27 protein-coding genes are annotated in these 21,017 nt (G+C 68.1%); 7 read left to right on the top strand and 20 right to left on the bottom strand.

Features of this window, described 5'->3' with window-relative positions:
- Positions 1–59 precede the first annotated feature (59 nt).
- The 6 genes from ASF18_RS19440 to ASF18_RS19420 form a co-directional block, all read right to left on the bottom strand.
- Entirely contained in the window at positions 60–647 is a 588-nt protein-coding gene (locus ASF18_RS19440) for a hypothetical protein (RefSeq protein WP_056211346.1), read from the bottom strand.
- Between the two features lie 193 nt (positions 648–840).
- Entirely contained in the window at positions 841–1,848 is a 1,008-nt protein-coding gene (locus ASF18_RS19435) for a cell wall hydrolase (protein ID WP_056354195.1), read from the bottom strand.
- Positions 1,849–2,019: 171 nt separating this feature from the next.
- Positions 2,020–2,283 (bottom strand): hypothetical protein, encoded by a 264-nt coding sequence (locus ASF18_RS19430; protein WP_056354192.1) that lies wholly within the window; start codon positions 2,281–2,283, stop codon positions 2,020–2,022.
- Between the two features lie 227 nt (positions 2,284–2,510).
- Positions 2,511–5,192, bottom strand: coding sequence for a pyruvate, phosphate dikinase (gene ppdK, locus ASF18_RS19425; RefSeq protein ID WP_056354189.1), 2,682 nt, complete (start codon positions 5,190–5,192; stop codon positions 2,511–2,513).
- 147 nt (positions 5,193–5,339) lie between these two features.
- Positions 5,340–5,492 carry a DUF3096 domain-containing protein gene (locus ASF18_RS23240; protein ID WP_082487738.1) on the bottom strand — a complete coding sequence of 51 codons (153 nt, stop codon included), beginning with the start codon at positions 5,490–5,492 and terminating at the stop codon, positions 5,340–5,342.
- 49 nt (positions 5,493–5,541) lie between these two features.
- The gene (locus ASF18_RS19420) at positions 5,542–6,183 is read right to left on the bottom strand and encodes a L,D-transpeptidase (RefSeq protein ID WP_056211338.1); all 642 of its coding nucleotides are present in this window, start codon (positions 6,181–6,183) and stop codon (positions 5,542–5,544) included.
- 246 nt (positions 6,184–6,429) lie between these two features.
- Between ASF18_RS19420 and ASF18_RS19415 the strand changes: the two genes are divergently transcribed.
- On the top strand, positions 6,430–6,876 hold the full coding sequence (locus ASF18_RS19415) for a VOC family protein (protein ID WP_056211336.1): 447 nt from the start codon (positions 6,430–6,432) through the stop codon (positions 6,874–6,876).
- A gap of 22 nt (positions 6,877–6,898) precedes the next feature.
- Here ASF18_RS19415 and ASF18_RS19410 read toward each other — a convergent pair whose 3' ends face one another.
- Complete coding sequence (locus ASF18_RS19410; protein ID WP_056211334.1) at positions 6,899–7,342, bottom strand: Crp/Fnr family transcriptional regulator; 444 nt, start codon at positions 7,340–7,342, stop codon at positions 6,899–6,901.
- 292 nt (positions 7,343–7,634) lie between these two features.
- On the opposite strand from ASF18_RS19410, the gene ASF18_RS19405 reads away from it, so the two are divergent.
- Positions 7,635–7,829, top strand: a complete 195-nt coding sequence (locus ASF18_RS19405) for a KGG domain-containing protein (RefSeq protein ID WP_055953126.1) — start codon at positions 7,635–7,637, stop codon at positions 7,827–7,829.
- A gap of 125 nt (positions 7,830–7,954) precedes the next feature.
- Here ASF18_RS19405 and ASF18_RS23940 read toward each other — a convergent pair whose 3' ends face one another.
- Together ASF18_RS23940 and ASF18_RS19400 are read right to left on the bottom strand one after the other, a co-directional pair.
- Positions 7,955–8,320: a hypothetical protein gene (locus ASF18_RS23940; protein ID WP_156647990.1), complete on the bottom strand. Its 366-nt coding sequence runs from the start codon at positions 8,318–8,320 to the stop codon at positions 7,955–7,957.
- A 455-nt stretch (positions 8,321–8,775) separates the two neighbouring features.
- Positions 8,776–9,579 (bottom strand): response regulator, encoded by an 804-nt coding sequence (locus tag ASF18_RS19400; RefSeq protein ID WP_055953119.1) that lies wholly within the window; start codon positions 9,577–9,579, stop codon positions 8,776–8,778.
- Positions 9,580–9,759: 180 nt separating this feature from the next.
- On the opposite strand from ASF18_RS19400, the gene ASF18_RS19395 reads away from it, so the two are divergent.
- On the top strand, positions 9,760–9,984 hold the full coding sequence (locus ASF18_RS19395; protein WP_056354185.1) for a NepR family anti-sigma factor: 225 nt from the start codon (positions 9,760–9,762) through the stop codon (positions 9,982–9,984).
- A gap of 142 nt (positions 9,985–10,126) precedes the next feature.
- On the opposite strand, the gene ASF18_RS23235 is transcribed toward ASF18_RS19395, so the two are convergent.
- The 9 genes from ASF18_RS23235 to ASF18_RS19360 all read right to left on the bottom strand — a co-directional run bounded on the left by ASF18_RS23235 (position 10,127) and on the right by ASF18_RS19360 (position 15,811).
- Positions 10,127–10,303: a DUF1328 domain-containing protein gene (locus ASF18_RS23235; protein WP_003599466.1), complete on the bottom strand. Its 177-nt coding sequence runs from the start codon at positions 10,301–10,303 to the stop codon at positions 10,127–10,129.
- Between the two features lie 180 nt (positions 10,304–10,483).
- A complete protein-coding gene (locus ASF18_RS19390) occupies positions 10,484–10,684 on the bottom strand; it encodes a hypothetical protein (RefSeq protein WP_056354182.1) in 201 nt (66 codons plus the stop codon).
- Between the two features lie 114 nt (positions 10,685–10,798).
- The gene (locus tag ASF18_RS19385; protein ID WP_056354593.1) at positions 10,799–11,992 is read right to left on the bottom strand and encodes a hypothetical protein; all 1,194 of its coding nucleotides are present in this window, start codon (positions 11,990–11,992) and stop codon (positions 10,799–10,801) included.
- A 139-nt stretch (positions 11,993–12,131) separates the two neighbouring features.
- The gene (locus ASF18_RS23935) at positions 12,132–12,335 is read right to left on the bottom strand and encodes a hypothetical protein (RefSeq protein ID WP_156394037.1); all 204 of its coding nucleotides are present in this window, start codon (positions 12,333–12,335) and stop codon (positions 12,132–12,134) included.
- A gap of 91 nt (positions 12,336–12,426) precedes the next feature.
- A complete protein-coding gene (locus tag ASF18_RS19380; protein ID WP_056272453.1) occupies positions 12,427–12,867 on the bottom strand; it encodes a response regulator in 441 nt (146 codons plus the stop codon).
- A gap of 154 nt (positions 12,868–13,021) precedes the next feature.
- Positions 13,022–13,885 carry a dienelactone hydrolase family protein gene (locus tag ASF18_RS19375; RefSeq protein ID WP_056354178.1) on the bottom strand — a complete coding sequence of 288 codons (864 nt, stop codon included), beginning with the start codon at positions 13,883–13,885 and terminating at the stop codon, positions 13,022–13,024.
- Positions 13,886–14,015: 130 nt separating this feature from the next.
- Positions 14,016–14,546 (bottom strand): hypothetical protein, encoded by a 531-nt coding sequence (locus ASF18_RS24345; RefSeq protein WP_200917648.1) that lies wholly within the window; start codon positions 14,544–14,546, stop codon positions 14,016–14,018.
- A 138-nt stretch (positions 14,547–14,684) separates the two neighbouring features.
- A complete protein-coding gene (locus ASF18_RS19365) occupies positions 14,685–15,122 on the bottom strand; it encodes a DUF192 domain-containing protein (RefSeq protein ID WP_244472777.1) in 438 nt (145 codons plus the stop codon).
- 71 nt (positions 15,123–15,193) lie between these two features.
- Complete coding sequence (locus tag ASF18_RS19360; protein WP_056211323.1) at positions 15,194–15,811, bottom strand: cold-shock protein; 618 nt, start codon at positions 15,809–15,811, stop codon at positions 15,194–15,196.
- A gap of 302 nt (positions 15,812–16,113) precedes the next feature.
- Here ASF18_RS19360 and ASF18_RS19355 point away from each other — a divergent pair, with 302 nt between their 5' ends.
- Positions 16,114–17,103 carry a heparan-alpha-glucosaminide N-acetyltransferase gene (locus ASF18_RS19355; RefSeq protein WP_156649997.1) on the top strand — a complete coding sequence of 330 codons (990 nt, stop codon included), beginning with the start codon at positions 16,114–16,116 and terminating at the stop codon, positions 17,101–17,103.
- A 26-nt stretch (positions 17,104–17,129) separates the two neighbouring features.
- On the opposite strand, the gene efp is transcribed toward ASF18_RS19355, so the two are convergent.
- The gene (gene efp, locus ASF18_RS19350) at positions 17,130–17,696 is read right to left on the bottom strand and encodes an elongation factor P (RefSeq protein WP_056211320.1); all 567 of its coding nucleotides are present in this window, start codon (positions 17,694–17,696) and stop codon (positions 17,130–17,132) included.
- Positions 17,697–17,878: 182 nt separating this feature from the next.
- On the opposite strand from efp, the gene epmA reads away from it, so the two are divergent.
- The 3 genes from epmA to ASF18_RS19335 all read left to right on the top strand — a co-directional run bounded on the left by epmA (position 17,879) and on the right by ASF18_RS19335 (position 20,545).
- Positions 17,879–18,931 carry an EF-P lysine aminoacylase EpmA gene (gene epmA, locus ASF18_RS19345; RefSeq protein ID WP_056354175.1) on the top strand — a complete coding sequence of 351 codons (1,053 nt, stop codon included), beginning with the start codon at positions 17,879–17,881 and terminating at the stop codon, positions 18,929–18,931.
- Positions 18,928–19,980: a lysine-2,3-aminomutase-like protein gene (locus ASF18_RS19340; RefSeq protein ID WP_056354173.1), complete on the top strand. Its 1,053-nt coding sequence runs from the start codon at positions 18,928–18,930 to the stop codon at positions 19,978–19,980. Before epmA ends, ASF18_RS19340 begins: the two co-directional genes overlap by 4 nt.
- Positions 19,981–20,095: 115 nt before the next feature.
- Entirely contained in the window at positions 20,096–20,545 is a 450-nt protein-coding gene (locus ASF18_RS19335; RefSeq protein ID WP_056354170.1) for a hypothetical protein, read from the top strand.
- A gap of 3 nt (positions 20,546–20,548) precedes the next feature.
- Here the strand turns inward: ASF18_RS19335 and ASF18_RS23230 are convergent, their stop codons facing one another.
- Complete coding sequence (locus ASF18_RS23230; protein ID WP_082487734.1) at positions 20,549–20,941, bottom strand: phage holin family protein; 393 nt, start codon at positions 20,939–20,941, stop codon at positions 20,549–20,551.
- Between the last annotated feature and the right edge of the window lie 76 nt (positions 20,942–21,017).

Genomic DNA, 21,017 nt, shown 5'->3' with positions numbered 1-21,017 from the left:
TCAAGCGGCCCCGGGCGCCGCTGGCGTCCGGAGCCGGAGAAGGGTCGGCGACGAAGGGCTCAGTAGCCGTCGTAGATGCTGCCGGAGGAGAAGCCGAGGCCGACGCCGACATCGGCCGAGCTGGCGCCGGTGATGCCGAAGGCGTCGGGAATCGAGCCGACGGCGAGACTGGGGCCGAAGGCGCCGGGATAGCCGCCCTGGCCGTAATTGGCCGGGACCCAGCCCGACCGGGCGGGCTGCACCAGGACCCGGCGGCGGACGCTGGCGTATTGCGGCGGAAGGGTCTCGGGAATCGTCTGCGCGGGCTGCACGAGGACGCGGCGGCGGCGGACGGAATATTGCGGCGGCACGTCCACCCAGCAACCGATCAGCTCACCATAGGCATCCCGACGAGTCTGCCAGACCCGGCCGCCGGGCGCCACGAGAACACGCTCCGAGACGGTCTCGTAGACCGGAGGAATGGTGCGGTAGACGGTCTCGGCCGGGCGGACGAGGACCTGCTCGGACACCGCGCCGTAGACCGGAGGGGTGTTGACGTGGCGGTAGCACTCGGCGCCGCCGCAGCCGCCGGCCTGGGCGGAGGACAGGGTGATGACGGCGCCCGCGATGGCGGCGAGACTGATACGGGCTGCGACCGGCGTGGTCATGACGGGTTCCTCGGCTCGAAACGCTGGATAGGACGGGATGGCGCGCGAAGCCCGCGCGCATCTCGACGTTCCAGAGGCCGCCAAGTTGCCGCTCGATCAAGCTGTATCGAGACTCAAGGTAAAATTAACCCAAGCTTAGGACTACTTAGAAGTTTCACTGCTTAGGTAAAAACACGCGGAACTGTCGAGAAAATCAGGTCTGACCGCGCTTGAGCTGGTAAAAGATGTGCCGCCCGATGACGTCCATCTTCTTCAGGCGCCGGGACCAGCCTGGTTTGACGTAGTCCGCGTGGTAATGGGTCGCTCCGCCGACTTCGCTCAGATAGGTGCGCCCCTCAATGACCGCGCTGGCGATCCGGGTGGCGTTCTGCCAGGACGGCCCGTCGGCGATGCGCAGGGACTTGCCTTCGCAGGCGAAGGAGAACTGGCAGCCCATGTAGCGGTGGCGGTTCTGATAGACGACGCCGCAGACGTTGCTGGGATAGAGACCGCTCTTCACTCGGTTGAGGACGACCTGGGCGACCGCCGCCTGCCCCTCTTCGGATTCGCTGCGCGCCTCGAAGTACACGGCCTCGGCGAGACAGCGCTGCTCGCGGTCCATGGCGTCGGGACCGATCAGGTCGGCGTAGCGGTGGCGTGCGACGTCCGGGGGCACGGCCGCACCCGGCGTGGCGCCATCCGCCTGGGATCCCCGCGGCGACAGGCCTGGGAAGACGAGGCTCGCGGCGGCGATCTCGATCGGCGTCGCATCGGCCGGGGCCGGGGTGGTCGAGGAGAGCGCTTCCGCGCGGGGAATGGCGGGGGTCGCCCCATCCTCCACCGCGATCACCGAGCCCTCGCTCTCCCCGCTCGCATCGAGGCCGAGGTCGGGGGGTGGTACGAAGCCGGCATCGAGGTCCGGATTCCAGGTCGCCGATCCTGATTCCAGCAAGCCGCTCACAGGCTCCGCGAGGCTCGTCCGTACGACGAGGGCGTCGCCCCGGCCCTCGGCGTAGAGAAGGCCTTCGGTGGTGCCGCGGGTGTAGACCCGGTGCGGCGCGTGCGAGCGCGTCTCCGTTCCCGCAAGCCGGGCCCCGGGGGAGGCCGTCGCGAGGAGCCGAGCCGGACCGGCCGCGCGCCCGGCGGAGCCCGGCGCCATGTCCGTGCCGGCCGTGGCGGTGAAGGAGACGAGCAGCCCGATGCCCGCCGCCCAGGGAGTCATCGCCGCGCTGAGCCAGCGCAGATGCGACGCGCGCCGTACCTGTTTCCTACCCACGCAACCGACTCGCACCAGGATTCCAAACGCTCACACCGCCGGTCCCAGGAGGACACGGAAGCGGCCGTTGCGTTCAACTATCGTGCGGTATGGTTGCGGAGCGGTTAAGCGGAGGCGTCAGAGCGCGCCGGGACGACCGTGCATCGCCGCCAGGCTGCTGACCAGGGTCGCGAGGTTCGAGCGTCCGCTCTCCTGCGCGCCGGCGATCCGCTCCGCATCGGCCCCGCTCTGCGTAGCGACGGCGAAGACGAACAGCACGATGGTGGCGAGGCCGCTCAGGCCGGCCACGACCCAGAGATACGCCTGCTGCATCACGCGGGGCAGCGGGACGGCGACGGGACTTTCGTTGAGAAACAGGGGGGGTGGGCTGGTGTCGTTCATGCCGGCGATCCCACGCGTTGGCTGCCGCCCCAGTCAGCAGGGTTGCCTGCGCGTCATGGTTTGGCACTAGCACTGAACGTGCCCGCGCGGAATCGGTTCGCCGCGTTTTCGACAATTTGTTGAACGGTTCGTTCGACCGTTGACCCGGGACGGCGCGCGGCCGTCCCGATCCGTCATCGTCGGGCCGCGGCGACGCTGTGCGAGTCGCCGCGGCCCCTCGTGCGATCCTACTTGGCAGCCTTTGCGGCCTTGGCGGCAAGAGCCGCCTGGGCGGCCGCGAGACGGGCGATCGGCACCCGGTAGGGCGAGCACGACACGTAGTCGAGGCCGACGTCCTGGCAGAACGCCACCGAGGCCGGGTCGCCGCCGTGCTCGCCGCAGATGCCGAGCTTGATGTCGGGACGAACCGCCCGGCCGCGCTCCACGCCGATGCGCACGAGTTCGCCGACGCCTTCCTGATCGATGCTGATGAACGGATCCGCCGCCAGGATGCCCTTCTGCGTGTAGGCGCCGAGGAAGGTCGCGGCATCGTCGCGGGAGATGCCGAGGGCGGTCTGCGTCAGGTCGTTGGTGCCGAAGGAGAAGAACTCCGCCGTCTCGGCGATGTCGCCGGCCCGGAGCGCAGCCCGGGGCAGCTCAATCATCGTGCCGACCTGGTAATCAACCGTGCCGCCCGTTTCGGCAGCGACGGCCTTCGCCATGGCGTCGATGCGGGCCTTGACGATGTCGAACTCCATCTTGGTGAAGACGAGCGGCACCATCACCTCGGGAGTGACGGGCGCGCCGGTCTCCTTGGCGGCCTGGACGGCAGCCTCGAAGATCGCCCGGGCCTGCATCTCGGCGATCTCCGGGAAGGCGATGGCGAGGCGGCAGCCACGGAAACCGAGCATCGGATTGAACTCGTGCAGCTCCGTCATGCGGCGGCGCAGCTTGTCCTCCGAGACGCCGGTGCTCGTGGCGACGTCGCGGACCTCCTCGTCGGTATGCGGCAGGAATTCGTGCAGCGGCGGATCCAGGAGGCGGATCGTGACGGGCAGGCCCGACATGATCGTGAACAGCTCGACGAAGTCCTGGCGCTGGTAGGGCAGGATCTTGGCGAGCGCCGCGCGGCGGCCCTCCACGTCGTCGGCGAGGATCATCTCGCGCACGGCGACGATGCGGTCACCCTCGAAGAACATGTGCTCGGTGCGGCACAGGCCGATGCCCTCGGCGCCGAAGTTGCGGGCAGCGCGCGCGTCGGTCGGGGTGTCCGCGTTGGTGCGGACCTTCATGGTGCGCACCTTGTCGGCCCAGCCCATCAGGGTGGCGAACTCGCCCGACAGGGACGGCTCCAGCATCGCCACCTCGCCGAGGAGCACTTGGCCCGTCGAGCCGTCGATGGTGATCTTGTCGCCGGCCTTCAGGGTGGTCCCGGCGACCGAGAGGGTGCCGGCCTTGTAGTCCACGCGGATCGAGCCGACGCCGGAGACGCAGGGCTTGCCCATGCCGCGGGCCACCACGGCCGCGTGGCTGGTCATGCCGCCGCGGGTGGTGAGGATGCCCTCGGAGGCGTGCATGCCGTGGATGTCCTCCGGCGAGGTCTCCACGCGCACCAGGATACACTTGCGCTCGGCCTTGCGAGCGGCCTCGGCATCCTCGGAGTTGAAGACGATCTCGCCGGTGGCGGCGCCCGGCGAGGCCGGCAGGCCGGCGGCGATGACCTTGCGCTCGGCCTTCGGGTCGATGGTCGGGTGCAGGAGCTGATCGAGGGCAGCGGGCTCGACGCGGCCGATGGCCTCCTCCTCGGTGATCAGGCCTTCCGCGGCCAGATCGACGGCGATCCGCAGGGCCGCCTTGGCGGTGCGCTTGCCGTTGCGGGTCTGGAGCATCCAGAGCTTCCCGCTCTCGATGGTGAACTCCATGTCCTGCATGTCGCGGTAGTGGTTCTCGAGGAGGCCGTAGATCCGCACCAGCTCCGCATAGGAGTCGGGCATGGCCAGCTCCATCGACGGACGGTCGGACTTCGCCTCGATGCGGGCCTTCTCGGTGATGTCCTGCGGGGTGCGGATGCCCGCCACCACGTCCTCGCCCTGGGCGTTGATCAGGAACTCGCCGTAGAGGGCGCGCTCACCGGTGGACGGGTTGCGGGTGAAGGCGACGCCGGTGGCCGAGGTGTCGCCCATGTTGCCGAACACCATGGCCTGGACGTTGACGGCCGTGCCCCAGCTCTCCGGAATGCTGTTCAGCTCGCGGTACTTCTTCGCGCGCGGAATCATCCAGGAATCGAACACCGCGCCGATGGCGCCCCAGAGCTGGTCCTCGGGGGCCTGCGGGAAATCGGTGCCGTGCTCGGCCTTCACGATGGCCTTGTACTTGCCGACGAGGTGCTTCCAGTCCTCGGCCCCGAGCTCGGTGTCGAGGCTGACGCCCTTGCCTTCCTTGTAGTGCTCCAGCGCCTCCTCGAAGGCGTGGTGCTCCACGCCGAGGACGACGTTCGAGTACATGGTGATGAAGCGGCGGTAGGAATCGTAGGCGAAGCGCGGGTCGCCGGCGCCCTGCGCCAGGGCCTCGACCGTGATGTCGTTGAGGCCGAGGTTGAGCACGGTGTCCATCATGCCCGGCATCGAGGCGCGGGCGCCCGAGCGGACCGAGACGAGGAGCGGGTTCTCCGGATCGCCGAAGCCGCGTCCGGTGAGCGCGCCGACGGCGTCCAGGGCGGCCTTGACCTGGCTCTTAAGCTCGTCCGGATACTGCTGTCCGTGGTCGTAATAGTACGTGCAGACTTCGGTCGTGATGGTGAAACCGGGTGGTACCGGAAGACCGAGATTCGACATCTCCGCGAGGTTCGCGCCCTTCCCGCCCAGGAGGTTGCGCATGGACGACTGGCCCTCGGCCTTGCCGTCACCGAAGGAGTAGACCCACTTGCCCATCTGTATCCGTCCGCTTGCAGGAGTGAACACTGCCCCATGCCTAACACGGCGGGTTGGACCATCTTCTGCTGCAACGCAAGATGAACGGCTTCTCCAGGCGGGCACCGCGTGACGCTTCGGGCCCGCTGTAACGGAGCCGTTGCCGGATCAGCCGAGCGCGCGGAAGACGCCGAGGCCGATCAGTCCGACCAGGATGAGGTAGATCGCCACGATGAAGTTCAGCAGCCGCGGGACGATCAGGATCAGCACGCCGGCGGCCAGGGCGATGACGGGCTGAAGACTGGAGATCGTGATGGTCATGGGGCGCGCTCCGGCACGGCTTCAGGACTTGTCGGCGCCGCGCGGCGGCTCAGACGCGGTACTTGCCGTTGCGCCTGACCAGGACCTGCGTGCCCACGGGCACCCGCTCGTAGAGGTCGACGATGTCCTCGTTGAGCATCCGCACGCAACCGGACGACATCTGCTCGCCGATGCTCCAGGGCTCGTTGGTGCCGTGGATGCGGAAGAGGATGTCGCGGTTGCCCTGGTAGAGGTAGAGGGCGCGGGCGCCGAGGGGATTGTCGACGCCGCCCTTTCGGGTGCGCGGCAGGTCCGGGTTGAGGGAGACCATCGTGGTGGTGGGGCTCCAGTCGGGCCAGACACCCTTGCGTCCGACCCGGGCCTGGCCCTTCCAGGAGAAGCCGAGCTTGCCCACGCCGACGCCGTACTGCACCGCCGTCCCGTCCTCCTGCACCAGGGCGAGCTGCCGGTTGTCGATGTCGACGACGATCGTGCCGGGCTTCTCCGGACCGGTGTAGCGCACCACCTGCCGGCGATACTTCGGATCGAGCCGGGACTTGTCGACCAGGGGGACGTCGTAGGGCTTGTCCGGCATCGTGCCAGTGTACCAGGCCGCTTCGTCGTCCTGGGCCAGGTTCACGGGGCCACGGGACTGGCATGCCGCGAGGGGCGCGATCAGGATCAGGCCGAGGATGAGGCGGCGGGACGGCATGGACAGCTCCACGTTTCGACGCGTCGGAGGACGGCTCTGTCCCCTGACTACCGCTCCCGGGGCGCCGACGTTGTGTCATTCCCGCCGCAGGTAAGCAGTTGCGTGCTCGAGCAGCCCTGCGGCGGAGGCGTCCGAGATCGGATGATGACGGCGGGGCGAGCCGGGCTGCGCCCCGCGCATTGCATCGCGCGAACGGGACTTCCATGATGGCTCCGGGCCGCCATGGGCTCCGGAGTACGGGTGACGATGGTCGAAACGCAGGTGCTTTCCGAGATCGATGCGGGCGCCCCTCTGGCCGACCTCGCCCCCGCCGTCCATCTTGACCACTGCGTCATCCACGTCACGGACTGGGAGCGCTCGAACGCGTTCTATCGTGACGTGATGGGGGCCGAGATCATCTCCCGCGGGTCGGCCTTCGTCTATCGCTTCGGCGGCGTCCAGCTGAACGTGCACGGGCCGGGGGTGAACGCGACGCCGCTGGCGCGGATCCCCGTGCAGCCGGGGAACAGCGATCTGTGCTTTCGCTGGTCGGGCACGATCGAGCAGGCCGCCGACCACCTCGCGTCGCTGGGCGTGACGATCGAGCTCGGACCCGTGGAGCGCAACGGTGCCGCCGGCGCCGGGGTGAGCCTCTACTTCCGAGACCCTGACGGCTCCCTGATGGAGTTCATCACCTACCCGGCCTCCCCGTAGGCACGCGGCTTGGCCTTCGCCCTCAGCCCCGGCTCTGGGCGAGCTGCTGGTTGGTCTGTTCGAGGCGGAGCGCCAGTTCGCGCATCACCGCGATGGCGATGGGCGGGAACTGCGCCAGAAGTTCCAGGAAGACCGTCCGATCGATGCGCAGGGCCATGGCCGGATCGACGGCGGCGACGGTCGCCGAGCGCGGCTGGTCGGCGAGGATGCCCATCTCCCCCACGAGGGCGTTCGCGCCCAGCAGCGCCAGGCGAAAAGGACCTTGCGGTCCGTCGATGGAGACCTCCGCCGAACCTTCCAGGAGAAGATAGGCCGCATCGGCCGCGTCGCCCCGAGCGAAGAGCTGCTGGCCGGCCTCGAAATGCACGCGCTCGCTGGTGAAGGCGAGAAGCTTCAGGCGCGACGGCTCGACACCGCGGAACAGGGGCACCTGGCGAAGGGACGAAACCTCTGTCTCGAGGGTCATTGAGTCGGGCTCCCGTGACGCGACGTCCCTCCCGGTCCGGCACGATCCTGGCGCATCCAATGCGGGTCGGCGCCCCTTTGTCCAGACCCCGACGGCCCGCGGGCTGCGGCGCCCCCAGCGGAAGCGATCCGCCTGGGCCTCAGCCCGTCAGAACAGCCTCTACATCTAACGGTTAAGCTTAAATTAATCGCCAATCCTCGGGGCCTGGACTGCTCGCTCAGCGATCAGATGAGGAACCATCGATATTGGCAAAGGTTGTCTTGGCAGTGAACGCAAATCTGAGGAGGCGCTGATGGCATCAGGAAATTCCACCTCGAAGCGAGGTTTCGCATCGATGGACCTCGAACGGCAGCGGGAAATCGCGAGCAAGGGCGGCCGCAGCGTGCCGGCCGAGAAGCGCTCGTTCTCGCAAGATCGCGAGCTGGCCTCGAATGCGGGCCGCAAGGGCGGTCAGTCGAGCGGCTCCGGCCGTCCCGGCGACGAGTAGCACCCGTCTCGGCGCGTGGCCCTCAAGGGCTACGCGCCTTTTTCGTACCTTCTGAATCTACGAAAACGCCCCGTTCGAGCAGAACGGGGCGTTTTCGTATGTCTCAATTGTTCGATCGGTCTCGGTCAGGTCATGCAACGGCCCGGCACCATACGACGAGCCTCCGGACCGGCCAGGGAACTGATGGCCCGCTCGCAGCCTTCCTGGAGCGGCTTGCGCAGCCGGAGCAGCTCCCTGTCGCTGGCCGTCCTCCCCAGAGCGGGAGCAACCGGCTCGGAACGCGGTGCCGCACTCGGAACGGATGCGAGATGCACATGGCCGACTGTTGCCGGAATGTCGCGGATTTCGGGATTTTCCTGCTGCGCAAGCGAAGCGACCGGTTTGGTTGCCGGCGCCCACTGATCGGCCGCCAGGCGGATCGTCGGATGGATCAGCAACGTCAGTACGGCGGCCGGTCCACTCACGCTGAGAAAGAAGCCAGACCGAGACATTGTCTTAATCTCCGCGCAGAGCTTGACAGGTTGTCAGCTCAACGCAGACCGGAAACAACGGTTCCTTAACCCTTTTGATCTGGATATCCAGTCCTTAAGGCGATGCGTCGCATTCTCTGAATTGCCAAGGCCATGGCCCGGGGCCTCTCGGATCCCGTGGCGAATTTGCATAGGTACAGGAAAAAAGCGCTCGCCGAGATGCCGGATCGGAACCGCTCCGCGCGCTGGTCGTTGTCCCTGCACCCGGCCGCCTGGTCCTCCCCCGCATTCCCCTTGTGCATAGGCCGGAACCTTTCAGCGGGTCGGAGCAAATCCGACCCGTTTTTTTGTGCCGGTTTTCCGGGCGGCGGTGGCCCGTGAAGGTGGCGTGAAAAAACCCCGGCCGCTGGACCGGGGTTCGTTTCGTCGCTCGTAAGCCGATCCTAGCAGGCGGCCAATACGCGCTTGGCGGACGATCAGGCCGATTTCGCCTCGCGCCGCCGCGCGCTCTGCTGGAAGAACAGCGCTTGGCTGATCACCGCCGAGACGTTGGCGGGCTGGAAAGGCTTGGCGATGAGGAAGGCCGGCTCGGGCCGCTCGCCGGTGAGGAAGCGCTCGGGATAGGCTGTGATGAAGATCACCGGAACCTCGAAGGTCTTCAGGAGGTCGTTCACCGCGTCGAGCCCGGAGCTGCCATCGGCGAGCTGGATGTCGGCCAGGATCAGGCCCGGGCGCGTGCCGCCGGAGGCGATCTTGATCGCTTCGGTGCGGGTGCGTGCGACGCCGATCACGTTGTGGCCCAGGCCTTCCACGAGCGCTTCGAGATCCATCGCGATCAGCGGCTCGTCCTCGATGATGAGGATCTCGGTCGCCATGTCGGCGGCAAGCTCGCGTCCAGCTTCGTCCACGAGGTCGCGGACCTGGCTGACGTCGACGTCGAGGATGATCGCGGCATCCTCCTCGGAGAAGCCCTCGAGGCAGGAGAGCAGGAAGGCCTGGCGCGGCAGGGGCGTGATCTGACCGAGGCGGACTTCCGCCGGCAGATCATGCTGAACCTGCTCGCTCTGGCCGTTCACCGAGAGCGAGTTCCAGATACGGGTGAAGACGCGGAACAGGTCGGCCTTTACGTTGGAGCTGCGGCCGAGTGTCTCCGGCTCGTTCACGAGTGTTTCCAGCGTGGCTGCCACGTAGGCGTCGCCAGCAACCTGGCTGCCGGTCAGCGCCCGCGCATAACGACGCAGGTACGGCAGATGCTGAACGACGAGTTGAGCTGTCGACATTATATCCCCTTGGCTTTGCCGTTCTATCGGGCGCCTCCGCCACAACGCGGAATGCAGGGCTCCGTTCCGCTGAGCGGGAACCGATTGTTCACACCAGCGTTGCAGGTGCAGCCATGGCCTATGTGAAGCCGCAAAACAATCGCGGCGATGTCGCTTGTCGACATCCAAGGGGACCGACGTATGGACGAAAACGGACCGGGTGCCGGCCCCTCACCCGAGGGCGCCGACCCGAAGACAGGCGACTCTTTGCCCGAGCAGGGCCTGAGTGATCATACCCAGAAGCGCATCGGGCTTCACCTGCGGGCCATGTACGACACCATCGTGCAACAACCGGTGCCGGATCGATTCCGCGATCTCATCGCCAAACTCGACGCCTCGGCCACCAATTCCGAGCCCTCGAGCTGAGGCGGTTCCCGCCGCACCTGCATTCCCTCCCCGGGCCGCATAGGTCCGTGGCGGCGCCTCCGCCCGCATCGAAAAAGGGCCCCTCTTCGTGAGCGGCCCTTTTAATGTCTTCAAACGTCCGGCGCGCCTGCGCCGAGGGACGTCAGAGCGTCGGCGAACGACCGCGCATCAGGCCGATCACGGCCGAAATGGCGAACAGGACGATCGCCACGAAGAACACGAGCTTCGCGGCTTCCATCGCAGTACCGGCAATTCCACCGAAACCAAGCAGCGCCGCGACGAGGGCGACGACCAGGAACGTAACGGCCCATCCGAGCATGTGACTCTACCCTTCATCAAGTACGGTGCAGCATCGGCTGCGACCTCATGACAGCATAACGCCAAGTTAGCGGGACGGTTCCTGGGTTCGTCACAGGTTCGCCACGTTTTCCCCGGGCGATGGACGGCACGTTTCACTCAGTTCTTCGATGGCGCCGCAGGGCGGAAACCGGGATCGGCGTCACAGAGCGTTGCGGCGGACGACGCGTCGCCAGACGAGACCGGCTAGGGCGAGGGCGAGGCCGTACTGAGCGAAGCCGTTCTCCGCGAGATCGCCGATCGGTCCGTGCATCTGAATCAGAAGGCGCGTCAGGCCATTCAGGACGATCACGGTACCACAGAACAACGCTGACGCGGCTAGGATAGCGATGAAATCGGGCATGGCGGCGTATCCGGTTGACCCGGACATCTCCACGCAAAGCGTGCGCCAGAGCCCCGATCCCTCACGAATGCGGGCTTCCGCCTCCCGGCCGTACGGCGGGGCTGAACGCGCGCGTCAGGGGCGGCGCGACGCCGCCGGCTTCGGGCGGGTACCCGTCGTCGCCGGGGTCGGTGCGGCGGCCGGCTGGGCCGCGGGCGGGCGCGGCGTTTCCACGACGAGGCGTTTGACCGGCCAGCCGTCGGCCCAACGCTCCATGTCGCTGAAGCGCGGGTTGGCTTTCAAGCCCGCGGCGTCTGTTCCACCGAAGGCCGCAGCCGCGGCGAGGTCGAAGGTCTTCCAATAGGCGAGATAGTCGAGGCTGTCGGCGCGGGAATTGTTGATCTGGGAGACCAGGGTGGTTTGCTCGCCGGTGAGGGCCATGTCGGGCGACCACTTGAAGGGTGGTGCCGGCTGCTTCGGGTCGCGGGGCGGCTCTGGCGGCAGCTTGATTGCCGATCCGTCATAGGCGGCATCCACGCCGGCCGGCGACGTCAGCGTCGCGGCCAGGGCGGGAAACCCATGGTCGTCCGAGAGGGCGCGCACGAACAGCTTGCGCTCGCTCGGCACGCCGCTGGCCTCCCGCAGAAGGCGTCGCCCCGCCAGGTCGGCAGCCCGCGCGTCCCGGTCGCCGATGACGGTGATGACCAGAGTCTCGGGCGCGATCCGGCCGAGATCGTGCAGGACGATCCCACGGGCACGTGCGTCGCTGGCGATACCGCCGGGCATGATCGCGAAGACGAGACGCGGGATCGGCAGGCCCTGCTCGGCCGCGTCGGCGGCGAGGTTGGCGGCGATCGGTGCACCGGCGAGGTGCCCGATGACTGCGACCCGCTTTGGGTCGGGCTTGGCGTCGGCATCGCTCGCCAGGTCGGACAGCGTCGACTTGAGGATGCGCTCGGCGATCGCGCTCGCCTCCGACGGGCGTGTCCGGTTGAGGTCCTGAAAGCGCGGAAAGATGACGAGCGAGCCGGTTCGGGCGAGGTGGTCGATCCAGCTGCCGTAGGCCTGCGGATTGGGGGCCCCCCAAGCGTGAAGGAAGACGACGACCGGGCGGCCCTCGGCCGGTGCGGCGCCCGCCTTGTGGAAGACGAAGCTGCCGGAGCCGGCCTTGCCGAGGCCGCGCTTCACGACGGTCGCAGCGCGATCGCCGACCCCCCCGGGCCCTTCCGCGGGCTGGCTCGGCGGGGCGGCGGCGATGGCTGGAACGACCGCCGCGATTAGCGCGGCGAGGCCCAGAGCGGCGACGCCGAGGCTCAGTGTGAAACGCATGGACAGTCCGATGACGCGGCCCGTAAGCTTCGAAGGCCAGTCCTCGCGAAGCACGGATCGAATGTGGGCCGAACCATACGGTAATCCGACGCGTCTGAGTGCGGTATTCCCGCCGCACTGGGCCGGCGGAATGTGGGATTCAGCGCTTGAACTGGCCGCGCCGCTCGTCGATCATTGCCGCAAGTCGCATCAGATCGTTGGGCTGCGTTGCGTCGGTAACCGCTCGATAGACGTCGCGAAGACTGCTTCCGAGTGTCGCGAGCATCCGATCTTCGGGCAAGCCGGTCAGGGACGACCACGCTTCGTCCAAACGCTGGGCACGGACCGATGGGGCAAAGTTCATCGTCGGCTTTCGGGCCATCGCGCGGCCTCTCGATTGCGTGAACCCGGACAACGGTCAAGCGCCCCGATGTTTCCACTGATCTATGATAATTTCAGGTTCCGCGCAGGGGGGAGCCGATGACGTCCGGCCCGGAGGCTGCGTCGTCGGGGCGTCCGGCGGCCTCCTCGACCCACGCCAGGATATCCGCGGCGCGCCAGGGCTTTGGAATGAACGTCGCCGAGACGCGCAGGTCGCTGGGCTGGTCCCCGGCATCGCCGGAGGTCAGAAGGACCCGGACACGCGGCCAGGTGACGCCGATGATCCGGGCCAGTTCGAAGCCCCCGATCGGCCCCGGTGTGCGGACATCCGAGAAGACGACGCTGACCTCATCGCCCCGATCATTGAGGATCGCCAGGGCGCGTTCGGCCGTCTCGGCCTCGATCACCCGGAAACCGGTCTCTTCGAGAAGCTCGGCCGCGAGGAACCGCTCATCTGGCTCGTCCTCGACGACGAGGATCACGGGACGTGCGTCAGATGGGGTCACTGCACTCATGGGTCCGGTACGCTCTTCGGGCCAGAACGGCGGGCCAAGTGCAATCTTGCGCCACGGAGGCGCGAAGCTGTCAATGTGGCGGAACCGACCAATAGCCCCGAAGGAACGCCGCGCAGGACCGTTGTGCTTTCAGTGCCACGCTTTCGCGAGGTTTTTAGCCAACACCATGAGATTTGAGAAAGGCTAGGGCCCGCGCCCAACCGTCCTTCGCATCGCCTTCACGGTAGCTTGGCCGGTAATCCGCATGAAATCCATGCGGCGCGTCCGGATACACGACGAGTTCCACCGACTTGCCGGCGGCCCTGGCCTTGTCCCGCGCGGCTTCCACGGCCGGGACCGGGATGCCGGTATCCGCGCCACCGTACAGGCACAGGAGCGGTGCGTTGATGTCCGCCGCCAGATCCGTGGCCGTGCGAGGCTGGATCTCGGTGCGCTCACCGCCGACGGGTCCGTACCACGCGACCCCCGCCTTGAGGTTCTTCCGGTGGGCGGCGTAGAGCCAGACGCCACGGCCGCCGCGGCACCAGCCCATCGTTCCGATCCGTGACGGATCCCCACGCGAGGCCGAGACTGCCCAGCCCGCGGCGGCATCCAGGTCGGCGATCCATTGGGCGTCCGGAGTCTTCGAGATGACATCGCGAATGATCACCTTCGCGTCCGTCATGGTCGAAAGATCGCCCTGGCGGGCATAGAGCTCGGGAGCGACCGCACAGTAGCCGACCTTAGCGAGCCGGCGGCAGATATCCTTGATGTAGTCGTGAACGCCGAAGATCTCTTCGATGACGAGGATGACCGGAAACGGCCCCTCTCCCTTCGGCATGGCCCGGTATCCGGGCATCGGGCCATCGGCGGCGGGGATCTTCACTTCACCGGCTTCGATGTCCTCGGCGTCGGTCCTGATGACCTGGGCCTCGACGGAACTCGTCGCGAGGGTCAGCCCCGTCATCAGGCTCGTCATGACGAAACCGCGCCGGGAAAAGGGCGGTGTCAGGAGTCCCTCGAGGCCCTCGAGCGGCATAGTGTCAGCGCGATGATCCGACGTGTTCGACATGGTGTTCCCGGGGCGAACTGGGAGAAGCGATCGCGCGGGACGAAGACATCCTGGATCGCAACCGGGAAGTTAGGGCTCGGCGCCGCGCCGAACAGTCTCAGAGGGCCACGCGCTGGCGTGCCGCCTCGCCCGTCCGCGGATCGGCCGGCGAACCTGCGCGCCGCGTCGCCGAACGGGCCTCGCCGGCCGGGGTGCGCTTCCGGGCCACCCCGGAACTCGCCGACTTCGGCCGAACGAGATCGCCCAGGGGCACGAAGCCCGCGTCGCCCCGTCGCGTCCCGGCGCCGGTGACCACCCCGAAGGCGATCGCGAAGGACTGCGAGAGGGCGGAATCCATCTCGACCCCGAATGCCGACACGGCGGCGAGGAACGCTTCCCGGAAGCTGCGCGGTGTGCACCAGCTCTTCTCGGCCAGATGCATCGGCCATTCCCAGAGGTCGCCCCGCCGCTGGGAAACCATGTCCCGCGCGATGAAATAGCCGGTCTCGCGATGCACGAGGCCGTCGGCGGCGACGCACCAGTCGGCGTTCTCGAACAGGATCGCCATCGGCTGGCACCCGTGGTCGGGAGAAAGGTCGTCGAGAGGCAGATCGTCCAGAGGCGAGTCGTCCAAGGGCAGGTCGAACATGATGTCCCCTCTTCGCCAGCTTCGGAGCCACCGCGTGGCCGTCCCGAAATGGATCAGAACATTGAGGGAACAGTGGGGATAAATCGATCGAGCGTCAAGGGTTTGTTCTTGGTGTGTTCGATCGGAGCAAAGGCAGCCCTAGCGCGGCGTCCGCTCGAACAGCGCATGCTCCACCCGATCGCCGGCATGGATCCGGAGACGCGCGGCCGTTCCGGCGTTCAGCTCTAGCACGGAGAGAACCGGCTCGTTCGAAGGGATCACCTTGGTGGAGAGCGGCTCGGTATCGGCTGCGATTTTGGCGATGGTGCCGTCGGCCCGGATGAACAGCATGTCGAGCGGCAGGTAGGTGTTCTTCATCCACATGGCCACGGGCGCCGAGGCCTGGAAGTCGAACAGCATGCCGTGTTCGGGCGCCATGGTGCGCCGGTACATCAATCCGCGCGAGCGGTCGGCATCGGTGCGCATCACCTCGACGGCGAAGACGTGCCGCCCCTGGCGGCCGACGATGCTCAGCGGCTCGGTCGGCCCGGAGGCCGCATCCTGCGCCGTCGCGTGGCCGAGGAGCAGCCCGAGCAGGGCGAGGGCGAGGAGCGCGCGAATCCCGTCGCGCCAATCGATCAAACGTCGCGTGACCACCGGACCATCCGTCAGTGTGAGGCGGGCAGTGCACCGTCGAGGAGCCGAACTTCGGCGGCCATCTTGCCCTTGGAACCATCGCCGTAGCGGACGAGAACGGTCTCGCCCGGCTTGAGTTCGGCGATTCCGTAACGGCGGAGCGTCTCCATGTGAACGAAGATGTCCGGCGTCCCGTCGCCGCGGCTGAGGAATCCGAAGCCGCGCAGGCGGTTGAACCACTTCACCACGGCGGTTTCGAGGCCGCTGGTCGGCGTGACGGTGACGTGGGTGCGCGGCAGGGGCAGTTCGGAGGGATGGAGCGCGGTGGACTGATCGAGGGAGATGACCCGGAAGGCCTGCCAGCCGCGGGGCCGCTCCGTGGCCTCCACCACCACGCGGGCTCCCTCGCTGGCGCTCTGATGCCCGTCCCGACGCAGGCAGGTGATGTGGAGGAGCACGTCGGCCGAGCCGTCGTCCGGCACGATGAAGCCGAAGCCCTTCGCCACGTCGAACCATTTGATCCGGCCCGATACCTCCGTGAGGTCGAGCGGGCGCTGCGCCTCGGCGCCCTGGCCCTCGACGGCGCGGGTGTCGTCCTGCTCTCCCGACGAACGCTGCCCGAAGGGGCCTGAACCGAACTCGTCAGACATGTAAGCAACCCACACCGAATCACGTCTCGCGACCCGCACCAGAGATTAACAAAGTCATGACTCGGCGGAAGCCCGTTTGGCGATCCTCGTTGGACTTCGATGCCGCATTGTTCGGCAGGGCGGTGCGGGGGCAACAGCAGACCCCCGACGATCGCGCCCCAAGCTCGCGCTGAGCTTCAGTATTTTTGGGCTCGGATCGTCGGCGATCAAAATTTGTTAGCCAAGGGCGCGGAAAAGCTGCGAAGTCTGTCATCGACCCTGGACCGTCGCGACGGCTCGGGATCGATGCTAGGGCCTGCGCGATGATGCGCCCGCCCCCCTCCTCCGCTGCACCCCGCTTCCGGTACGCGGCCCTCGATGTCACGCGCGGCATCGCCCTCGTGGCCATGGCGCTCTACCATGCCACCTGGGATCTCGGGGCGGTGCGTCTCACGCCCGAAAACTATGCGCTGACGCCGTCGGGCCGTCTCGCCGCACACGGCATCGCCGGAAGCTTCCTGCTCCTCGTCGGGATCGGGCTCGTGCTGATGAACGGCGAGCGCTTCGCGGCGCGGCCGTTCGTTCTGCGGCTGGCCCGGATCACCGGTGCAGCGCTGCTCGTGACCGTCGCGACGGTCGTCACCGATCCGTCCAGTTACATCTTCTTCGGAATCCTGCAATGCATCGCCGTATCGAGCGTGCTGGCGCTGCCCTTCCTGCGGGTCCTGCCGCGCTGGGCTTCGGTTCTCGCCGCGGCGCTCGTTCTGGCAGGGCCGCACCTGATCTCGGGCGGGATCCTCGATGCGCCGATGCTGTCCTTCCTGGGACTCGGGCGCGCCATGCCGCAGACCAACGACTACGTGCCGCTGTTTCCCTGGTTCGGATTGGTTCTCGCCGGTGTCGCGACGGCCCTGTACGGCCTGGCCGCCGTCCGCCGCTCGCGGCTCGCGACCTGGACGCCCACCGGCCGCCCTGCGCGGGGGCTGGCCTGGGCCGGGCGCCACAGCCTGGCGATCTACCTGATCCACCAGCCGATCCTGATGGGACTTTTCCTGGGGCTGGTGACCGTGACGGGCCCGCACCCGCAGGCGGGAGTGGCCGAATTCCGGGCGCTCTACGTGCGCAACTGCGTCGCGACGGGGGGCCAGACACAGGCCTGCACCCGCGCGGCAGCCTGCGTCTCCGATGCGTTCCGCCGGGAAAACCTCTGGGCGGACCGGCCGCGCAGCTTCACCGCCGAGGAGCGCCTGCGGGCCCAGGGCCTGTCGCAGGGCTGTTACGAGGCAGCGGAGGGAACGGCGCCGGCTCCGTGAATCCGGCTCGCGATCCTCCGGTGCGGTCAGTCCTTGGCGCGCTCCACGTAGGAGCCGTCCTCGGTCATGATCACCACGCGGGTGCCGACGGCGATGTGCGGCGGCACGGCGGTACGAACGCCGTTGGAGAGGATCGCGGGCTTGTAGGACGAGGAGGCCGTCTGGCCCTTCATCGCCGGCTCGGTCTCGGTGACTTCGAGGACGACGCGCTGCGGCAGATCGAGGGTCAGCGCCACGCCGTTATGGGTCGAGACCATCACGGCCATGCCTTCCTGAAGGTACGGGGCGGCATTGCCGACGACGTCCTTGGGGATCGCGACCTGATCGTAGTTCTCGGGGTTCATGAAGTGGAAGCCCTCGCCGTCCTCGTAGAGGAAGGTGTGCTCCCGGTCCTCGACGAAGGCGCGCTCGACCGATTCGGTGGTGCGGTAGCGCTCGGACACCTTCACGCCATCGGTGATGCGGCGCATGTCGAGCTGGGTCACCGGGGTGCCCTTGCCGGGGTGGATGTTCTCGACCGTCAGGATGACGTAGAGCTTGCCATCCTTGTCGACGACGTTGCCCTTGCGGAGCGTAGAGGCGATCACCTTCACGGGGTCTGGTCCTGCTGTGTTTGTTGAGAAAAACGACTCGGCACCCCGACGCGGATCTCTCCGCGGGAGCGACATCTTGGCTCCGCCACTAACCTATCCGCGCCACCGTTGCCAGTCGCTCCGCGAGACGCCACTCCCGAGACGTCGATTCCAGGTCTGAAGCAGGTCGCAAAGCTCGCCGCATGAACACCCCCTCCCCCTGGTGGGCGCCCCATCGCCACGCCGACCGCCGGCCAGCCCTGATGGTGCGCAACCGCATCGTCGCGGCCTTCCGGGCGCATTTCGCGGCGGCCGACTTCGTCGAGGTCGAGGCGGCCGCGCTGCAGGTCTCGCCCGGCAACGAGGCCCATCTCTCGGCCTTCGCCACCGAGGCCCTGGGTCCGGACGGCGCGCGGCAGGCGCTCTACCTCCACACCTCGCCGGAATTCGCCTGCAAGAAGCTCCTGGCCGCCGGCGAGCCGCGCCTCGTCAGCTTCGCCCGTGTCTACCGCAACCGCGAGCGGGGGCCCCTGCACCACCCGGAATTCACCATGCTCGAATGGTACCGGGCCGGGGCCGACTACACCGCGCTGATGCGCGACGGGGCCGAGCTCCTGGCGCTCGCCGCGGAGACGGCGGGTGTCCCGACACTGCGCCATCGCGGTCGCACGGCCGATCCCTTCGCGAAGCCCGAGCGGGTGACCGTGGCGGAGGCCTTCGCCGCGCGTGCTGGCATCGACCTCCTCGCCACCATCGATGCCGACGGCACCACCGACCGTGCGGCGCTCGCGGCGGCCGTGTCCGGGGCCGGGCTCCGGGTCGCCGCTGACGACACCTGGGCCGACCTGTTCAGCCGGGTCCTGGTGGCGCGGATCGAGCCGCATCTCGGGCTCGGGCGCCCGACGATCCTGTGCGAGTACCCCGTAAGCGAAGCCGCCCTGGCCCGGCCGAGCCCGCGCGACCCGCGCGTGGCCGAGCGCTTCGAGCTCTATGCCTGCGGCGTCGAACTCGCCAATGCCTTCGGCGAGCTCACGGACGCCGAGGAGCAACGCCGGCGCTTCACGCTCGAGATGGTTGAGAAGGCGCGCGTCTACGGCGAGTCCTATCCCATCGACGAGGATTTCCTCGACGCCCTGGCGATCATGCCGGAGGCGAGCGGAATCGCCCTCGGCCTCGACCGCCTCGTCATGCTGGCGACCGATGCCCGCCACATCGAGGATGTACTCTGGACGCCGGTGGTGGGGACGGCGCGATGAGTCCGTCCCTGCGTCGGCCGGCCGACCTCGCCCGCGTCGGGCTCGTTGCCCCCGCCGACCTTCCGGCCCTGGAGGCCGTGGCGGCCCGCTATGCCGTCTCCGTCACCGCCGACATGGCCGAGCTGATTGATCCGCACGATCCGGCGGACCCGATCGCCCTGCAGTTCCTGCCCCGGGTCGAGGAATTGCAGACGCAGGATCAGGAGGCGGCCGACCCCATCGGCGACGGGGCCCACAGCCCCCTGCCCGGCCTGGTCCATCGCTACCCGGACCGGGTGCTCCTGAAGCCGCTGCATGTCTGTCCGGTCTATTGCCGCTTCTGCTTCCGGCGCGAAATGGTCGGGCCGGAGGGCCTCGGGACCCTGGGCGAGGCCGATCTTGCCCGGGCCCTCGCCTACATCGCCAAACGGCCCGAGATCTGGGAGGTCGTGGTCACCGGGGGCGACCCCTTCGCCCTGGCGCCGCGCCGGCTGGCCCAGATCGCCGCCGCCCTCGCGGCGATCCCGCATGTGCGGGTGTTGCGCATCCACACCCGGGTTCCGGTGGTGGACCCCGGCTCGGTCGGTGCGGAGCTCATCGAGGCCCTGAAGCGATTCGAAGGGGCGGTGTTCGTCGCGCTGCATGCCAATCACCCGCGCGAGTTCACCCCGGCGGCCTGCGCGGCCGTTTCGCGCCTCGTCGATGCCGGCATCCCGATGGTGAGCCAGACGGTGCTGCTCGCCGGGATCAACGACGATCCGGAGACCCTGGCCCTGCTGATGCGGCGCTTCGTCGAGAACCGGATCAAGCCCTACTACCTGCATCACGGCGACCTCGCACCCGGGACCAGCCACCTGCGCACGGATCTCGGCGCGGGCCGCGACCTCGTCCGGGCCCTGCGCGGACGCCTCTCGGGTCTCGCCCAGCCCCTCTACGTGCTCGACATCCCGGGCGGGCACGGCAAGGTCCCGGCCGGGCCCGATTATCTCGCCGAAGCCGGCGCCGGATGGCGGGTGACCGACCCGCAGGGAGCCGTCCACGACTATCCGCCCAAGGCGTGCGAGCCGTGAAGCGGCAGGTGCGTTGACACGCCTCCGGCGCCAAGCTTTTGATGCGAAAGCGGTGTCGTGGGACGGTCCGGCCAGATCCGGGTGCCGCCCATTTTGAAAGTCTTCGGGGAGCCGGATGGGTGTGTTTCAGGAGTTCGTCGGGCGCTTCTCCCAGACCATGGGCGCCTATCTGGGCGACCGGGCGCTGATGGAGGCGGCGGTCTCGGCCTCGGCCAACGTCATCCTGGCGGATTACGAGATCGACGAGGAGGAGATCGAGGTCGCGCTCGCCGGCATGCGGTCCAATCCGATCCTCGAGCGCGGCTACGACACCCTCAAGCTGGAGGCCGAGCTGTTCGAGGGGATCGCCCGCGCCCGCACCCGCGCCGGCCGTGCCGAGAACCTGCACTTCGTCGCCGCCATCGCGGAGCGCGAGATCGCCCAGCGCACCAGCGTGTTCCTGATCGCCGCGGACGTCGCCGACCAAGCCGGAATCAGCGAGCCGGAGCACGCGGCCCTGGCCGAGATCGCCGCGGCGCTCGGCGTGGACAAGGACGCCCTGCTCTGTTCCGTCCGGAAGGCCTGAGGTTCAGTCGGCGACGCGGCTGGCCACCAGGGCGGCGTCCTTCTCCACCTGGCGCTCGAAGCGACGCGGCAGCAGGTTGGAGCGGTCCATCCGGCGCAGGCCCAGGACCATCAGGACCAGGGCGATTCCAGCGAAGGGCGCCCCGACGATGAGCGCCGCCAGGATCTCGGATCCGATCAGGGCGGCGATGCCCTTCACCAGCGCCACGAACAGCATCACCAGGGCGGCGACCACGAGGGTGAGCGCGGTGCCGAACCGGGCGACGAGGCCGAGGATCGCGCGGATGTTCCCGTCCGTCTCGCGCCGCATCAGCTCGAGTTCCTGGCCGACGAGGTCGCCGCCATGGCGCAGGCCCTCGCTGATCAGGCGGCCAAGGCTCGGCGTCGGTCGTGCCATCGGGACGGTCCTCCTCGTTGGGGGTAGGCGCCCCGGCGAGACGGGACCCTGATGGCCACAACCGTGGCGGTTCGAT

The sequence above is a fragment of the Methylobacterium sp. Leaf89 genome (assembly GCF_001422215.1).
In the GTDB taxonomy this organism is placed as follows: Bacteria; Pseudomonadota; Alphaproteobacteria; order Rhizobiales; family Beijerinckiaceae; genus Methylobacterium.
The sequence above is the reverse complement of the archived record's forward strand: the minus strand, read 5'-3'. Positions and strand labels throughout refer to the sequence as shown.

Excerpts from the sequence above, each read along its gene's own strand:
- ASF18_RS19440 (WP_056211346.1), bottom strand. The coding sequence starts at position 647 with ATGACCACGCCGGTCGCAGCCCGTATCAGTCTCGCCGCCATCGCGGGC.
- ASF18_RS19435 (WP_056354195.1), bottom strand. The coding sequence starts at position 1,848 with ATGACTCCCTGGGCGGCGGGCATCGGGCTGCTCGTCTCCTTCACCGCC.
- ASF18_RS19430 (WP_056354192.1), bottom strand. The coding sequence starts at position 2,283 with ATGAACGACACCAGCCCACCCCCCCTGTTTCTCAACGAAAGTCCCGTC.
- ppdK (WP_056354189.1), bottom strand. The coding sequence starts at position 5,192 with ATGGGCAAGTGGGTCTACTCCTTCGGTGACGGCAAGGCCGAGGGCCAG.
- ASF18_RS23240 (WP_082487738.1), bottom strand. The coding sequence starts at position 5,492 with ATGACCATCACGATCTCCAGTCTTCAGCCCGTCATCGCCCTGGCCGCC.
- ASF18_RS19420 (WP_056211338.1), bottom strand. The coding sequence starts at position 6,183 with ATGCCGTCCCGCCGCCTCATCCTCGGCCTGATCCTGATCGCGCCCCTC.
- ASF18_RS19415 (WP_056211336.1), top strand. The coding sequence starts at position 6,430 with ATGGTCGAAACGCAGGTGCTTTCCGAGATCGATGCGGGCGCCCCTCTG.
- ASF18_RS19410 (WP_056211334.1), bottom strand. The coding sequence starts at position 7,342 with ATGACCCTCGAGACAGAGGTTTCGTCCCTTCGCCAGGTGCCCCTGTTC.
- ASF18_RS19405 (WP_055953126.1), top strand. The coding sequence starts at position 7,635 with ATGGCATCAGGAAATTCCACCTCGAAGCGAGGTTTCGCATCGATGGAC.
- ASF18_RS23940 (WP_156647990.1), bottom strand. The coding sequence starts at position 8,320 with ATGTCTCGGTCTGGCTTCTTTCTCAGCGTGAGTGGACCGGCCGCCGTA.
- ASF18_RS19400 (WP_055953119.1), bottom strand. The coding sequence starts at position 9,579 with ATGTCGACAGCTCAACTCGTCGTTCAGCATCTGCCGTACCTGCGTCGT.
- ASF18_RS19395 (WP_056354185.1), top strand. The coding sequence starts at position 9,760 with ATGGACGAAAACGGACCGGGTGCCGGCCCCTCACCCGAGGGCGCCGAC.
- ASF18_RS23235 (WP_003599466.1), bottom strand. The coding sequence starts at position 10,303 with ATGCTCGGATGGGCCGTTACGTTCCTGGTCGTCGCCCTCGTCGCGGCG.
- ASF18_RS19390 (WP_056354182.1), bottom strand. The coding sequence starts at position 10,684 with ATGCCCGATTTCATCGCTATCCTAGCCGCGTCAGCGTTGTTCTGTGGT.
- ASF18_RS19385 (WP_056354593.1), bottom strand. The coding sequence starts at position 11,992 with ATGCGTTTCACACTGAGCCTCGGCGTCGCCGCTCTGGGCCTCGCCGCG.
- ASF18_RS23935 (WP_156394037.1), bottom strand. The coding sequence starts at position 12,335 with ATGAACTTTGCCCCATCGGTCCGTGCCCAGCGTTTGGACGAAGCGTGG.
- ASF18_RS19380 (WP_056272453.1), bottom strand. The coding sequence starts at position 12,867 with ATGAGTGCAGTGACCCCATCTGACGCACGTCCCGTGATCCTCGTCGTC.
- ASF18_RS19375 (WP_056354178.1), bottom strand. The coding sequence starts at position 13,885 with ATGCCGCTCGAGGGCCTCGAGGGACTCCTGACACCGCCCTTTTCCCGG.
- ASF18_RS24345 (WP_200917648.1), bottom strand. The coding sequence starts at position 14,546 with ATGTTCGACCTGCCCTTGGACGACTCGCCTCTGGACGATCTGCCTCTC.
- ASF18_RS19360 (WP_056211323.1), bottom strand. The coding sequence starts at position 15,811 with ATGTCTGACGAGTTCGGTTCAGGCCCCTTCGGGCAGCGTTCGTCGGGA.
- ASF18_RS19355 (WP_156649997.1), top strand. The coding sequence starts at position 16,114 with ATGATGCGCCCGCCCCCCTCCTCCGCTGCACCCCGCTTCCGGTACGCG.
- epmA (WP_056354175.1), top strand. The coding sequence starts at position 17,879 with ATGAACACCCCCTCCCCCTGGTGGGCGCCCCATCGCCACGCCGACCGC.
- ASF18_RS19340 (WP_056354173.1), top strand. The coding sequence starts at position 18,928 with ATGAGTCCGTCCCTGCGTCGGCCGGCCGACCTCGCCCGCGTCGGGCTC.
- ASF18_RS19335 (WP_056354170.1), top strand. The coding sequence starts at position 20,096 with ATGGGTGTGTTTCAGGAGTTCGTCGGGCGCTTCTCCCAGACCATGGGC.
- ASF18_RS23230 (WP_082487734.1), bottom strand. The coding sequence starts at position 20,941 with ATGGCACGACCGACGCCGAGCCTTGGCCGCCTGATCAGCGAGGGCCTG.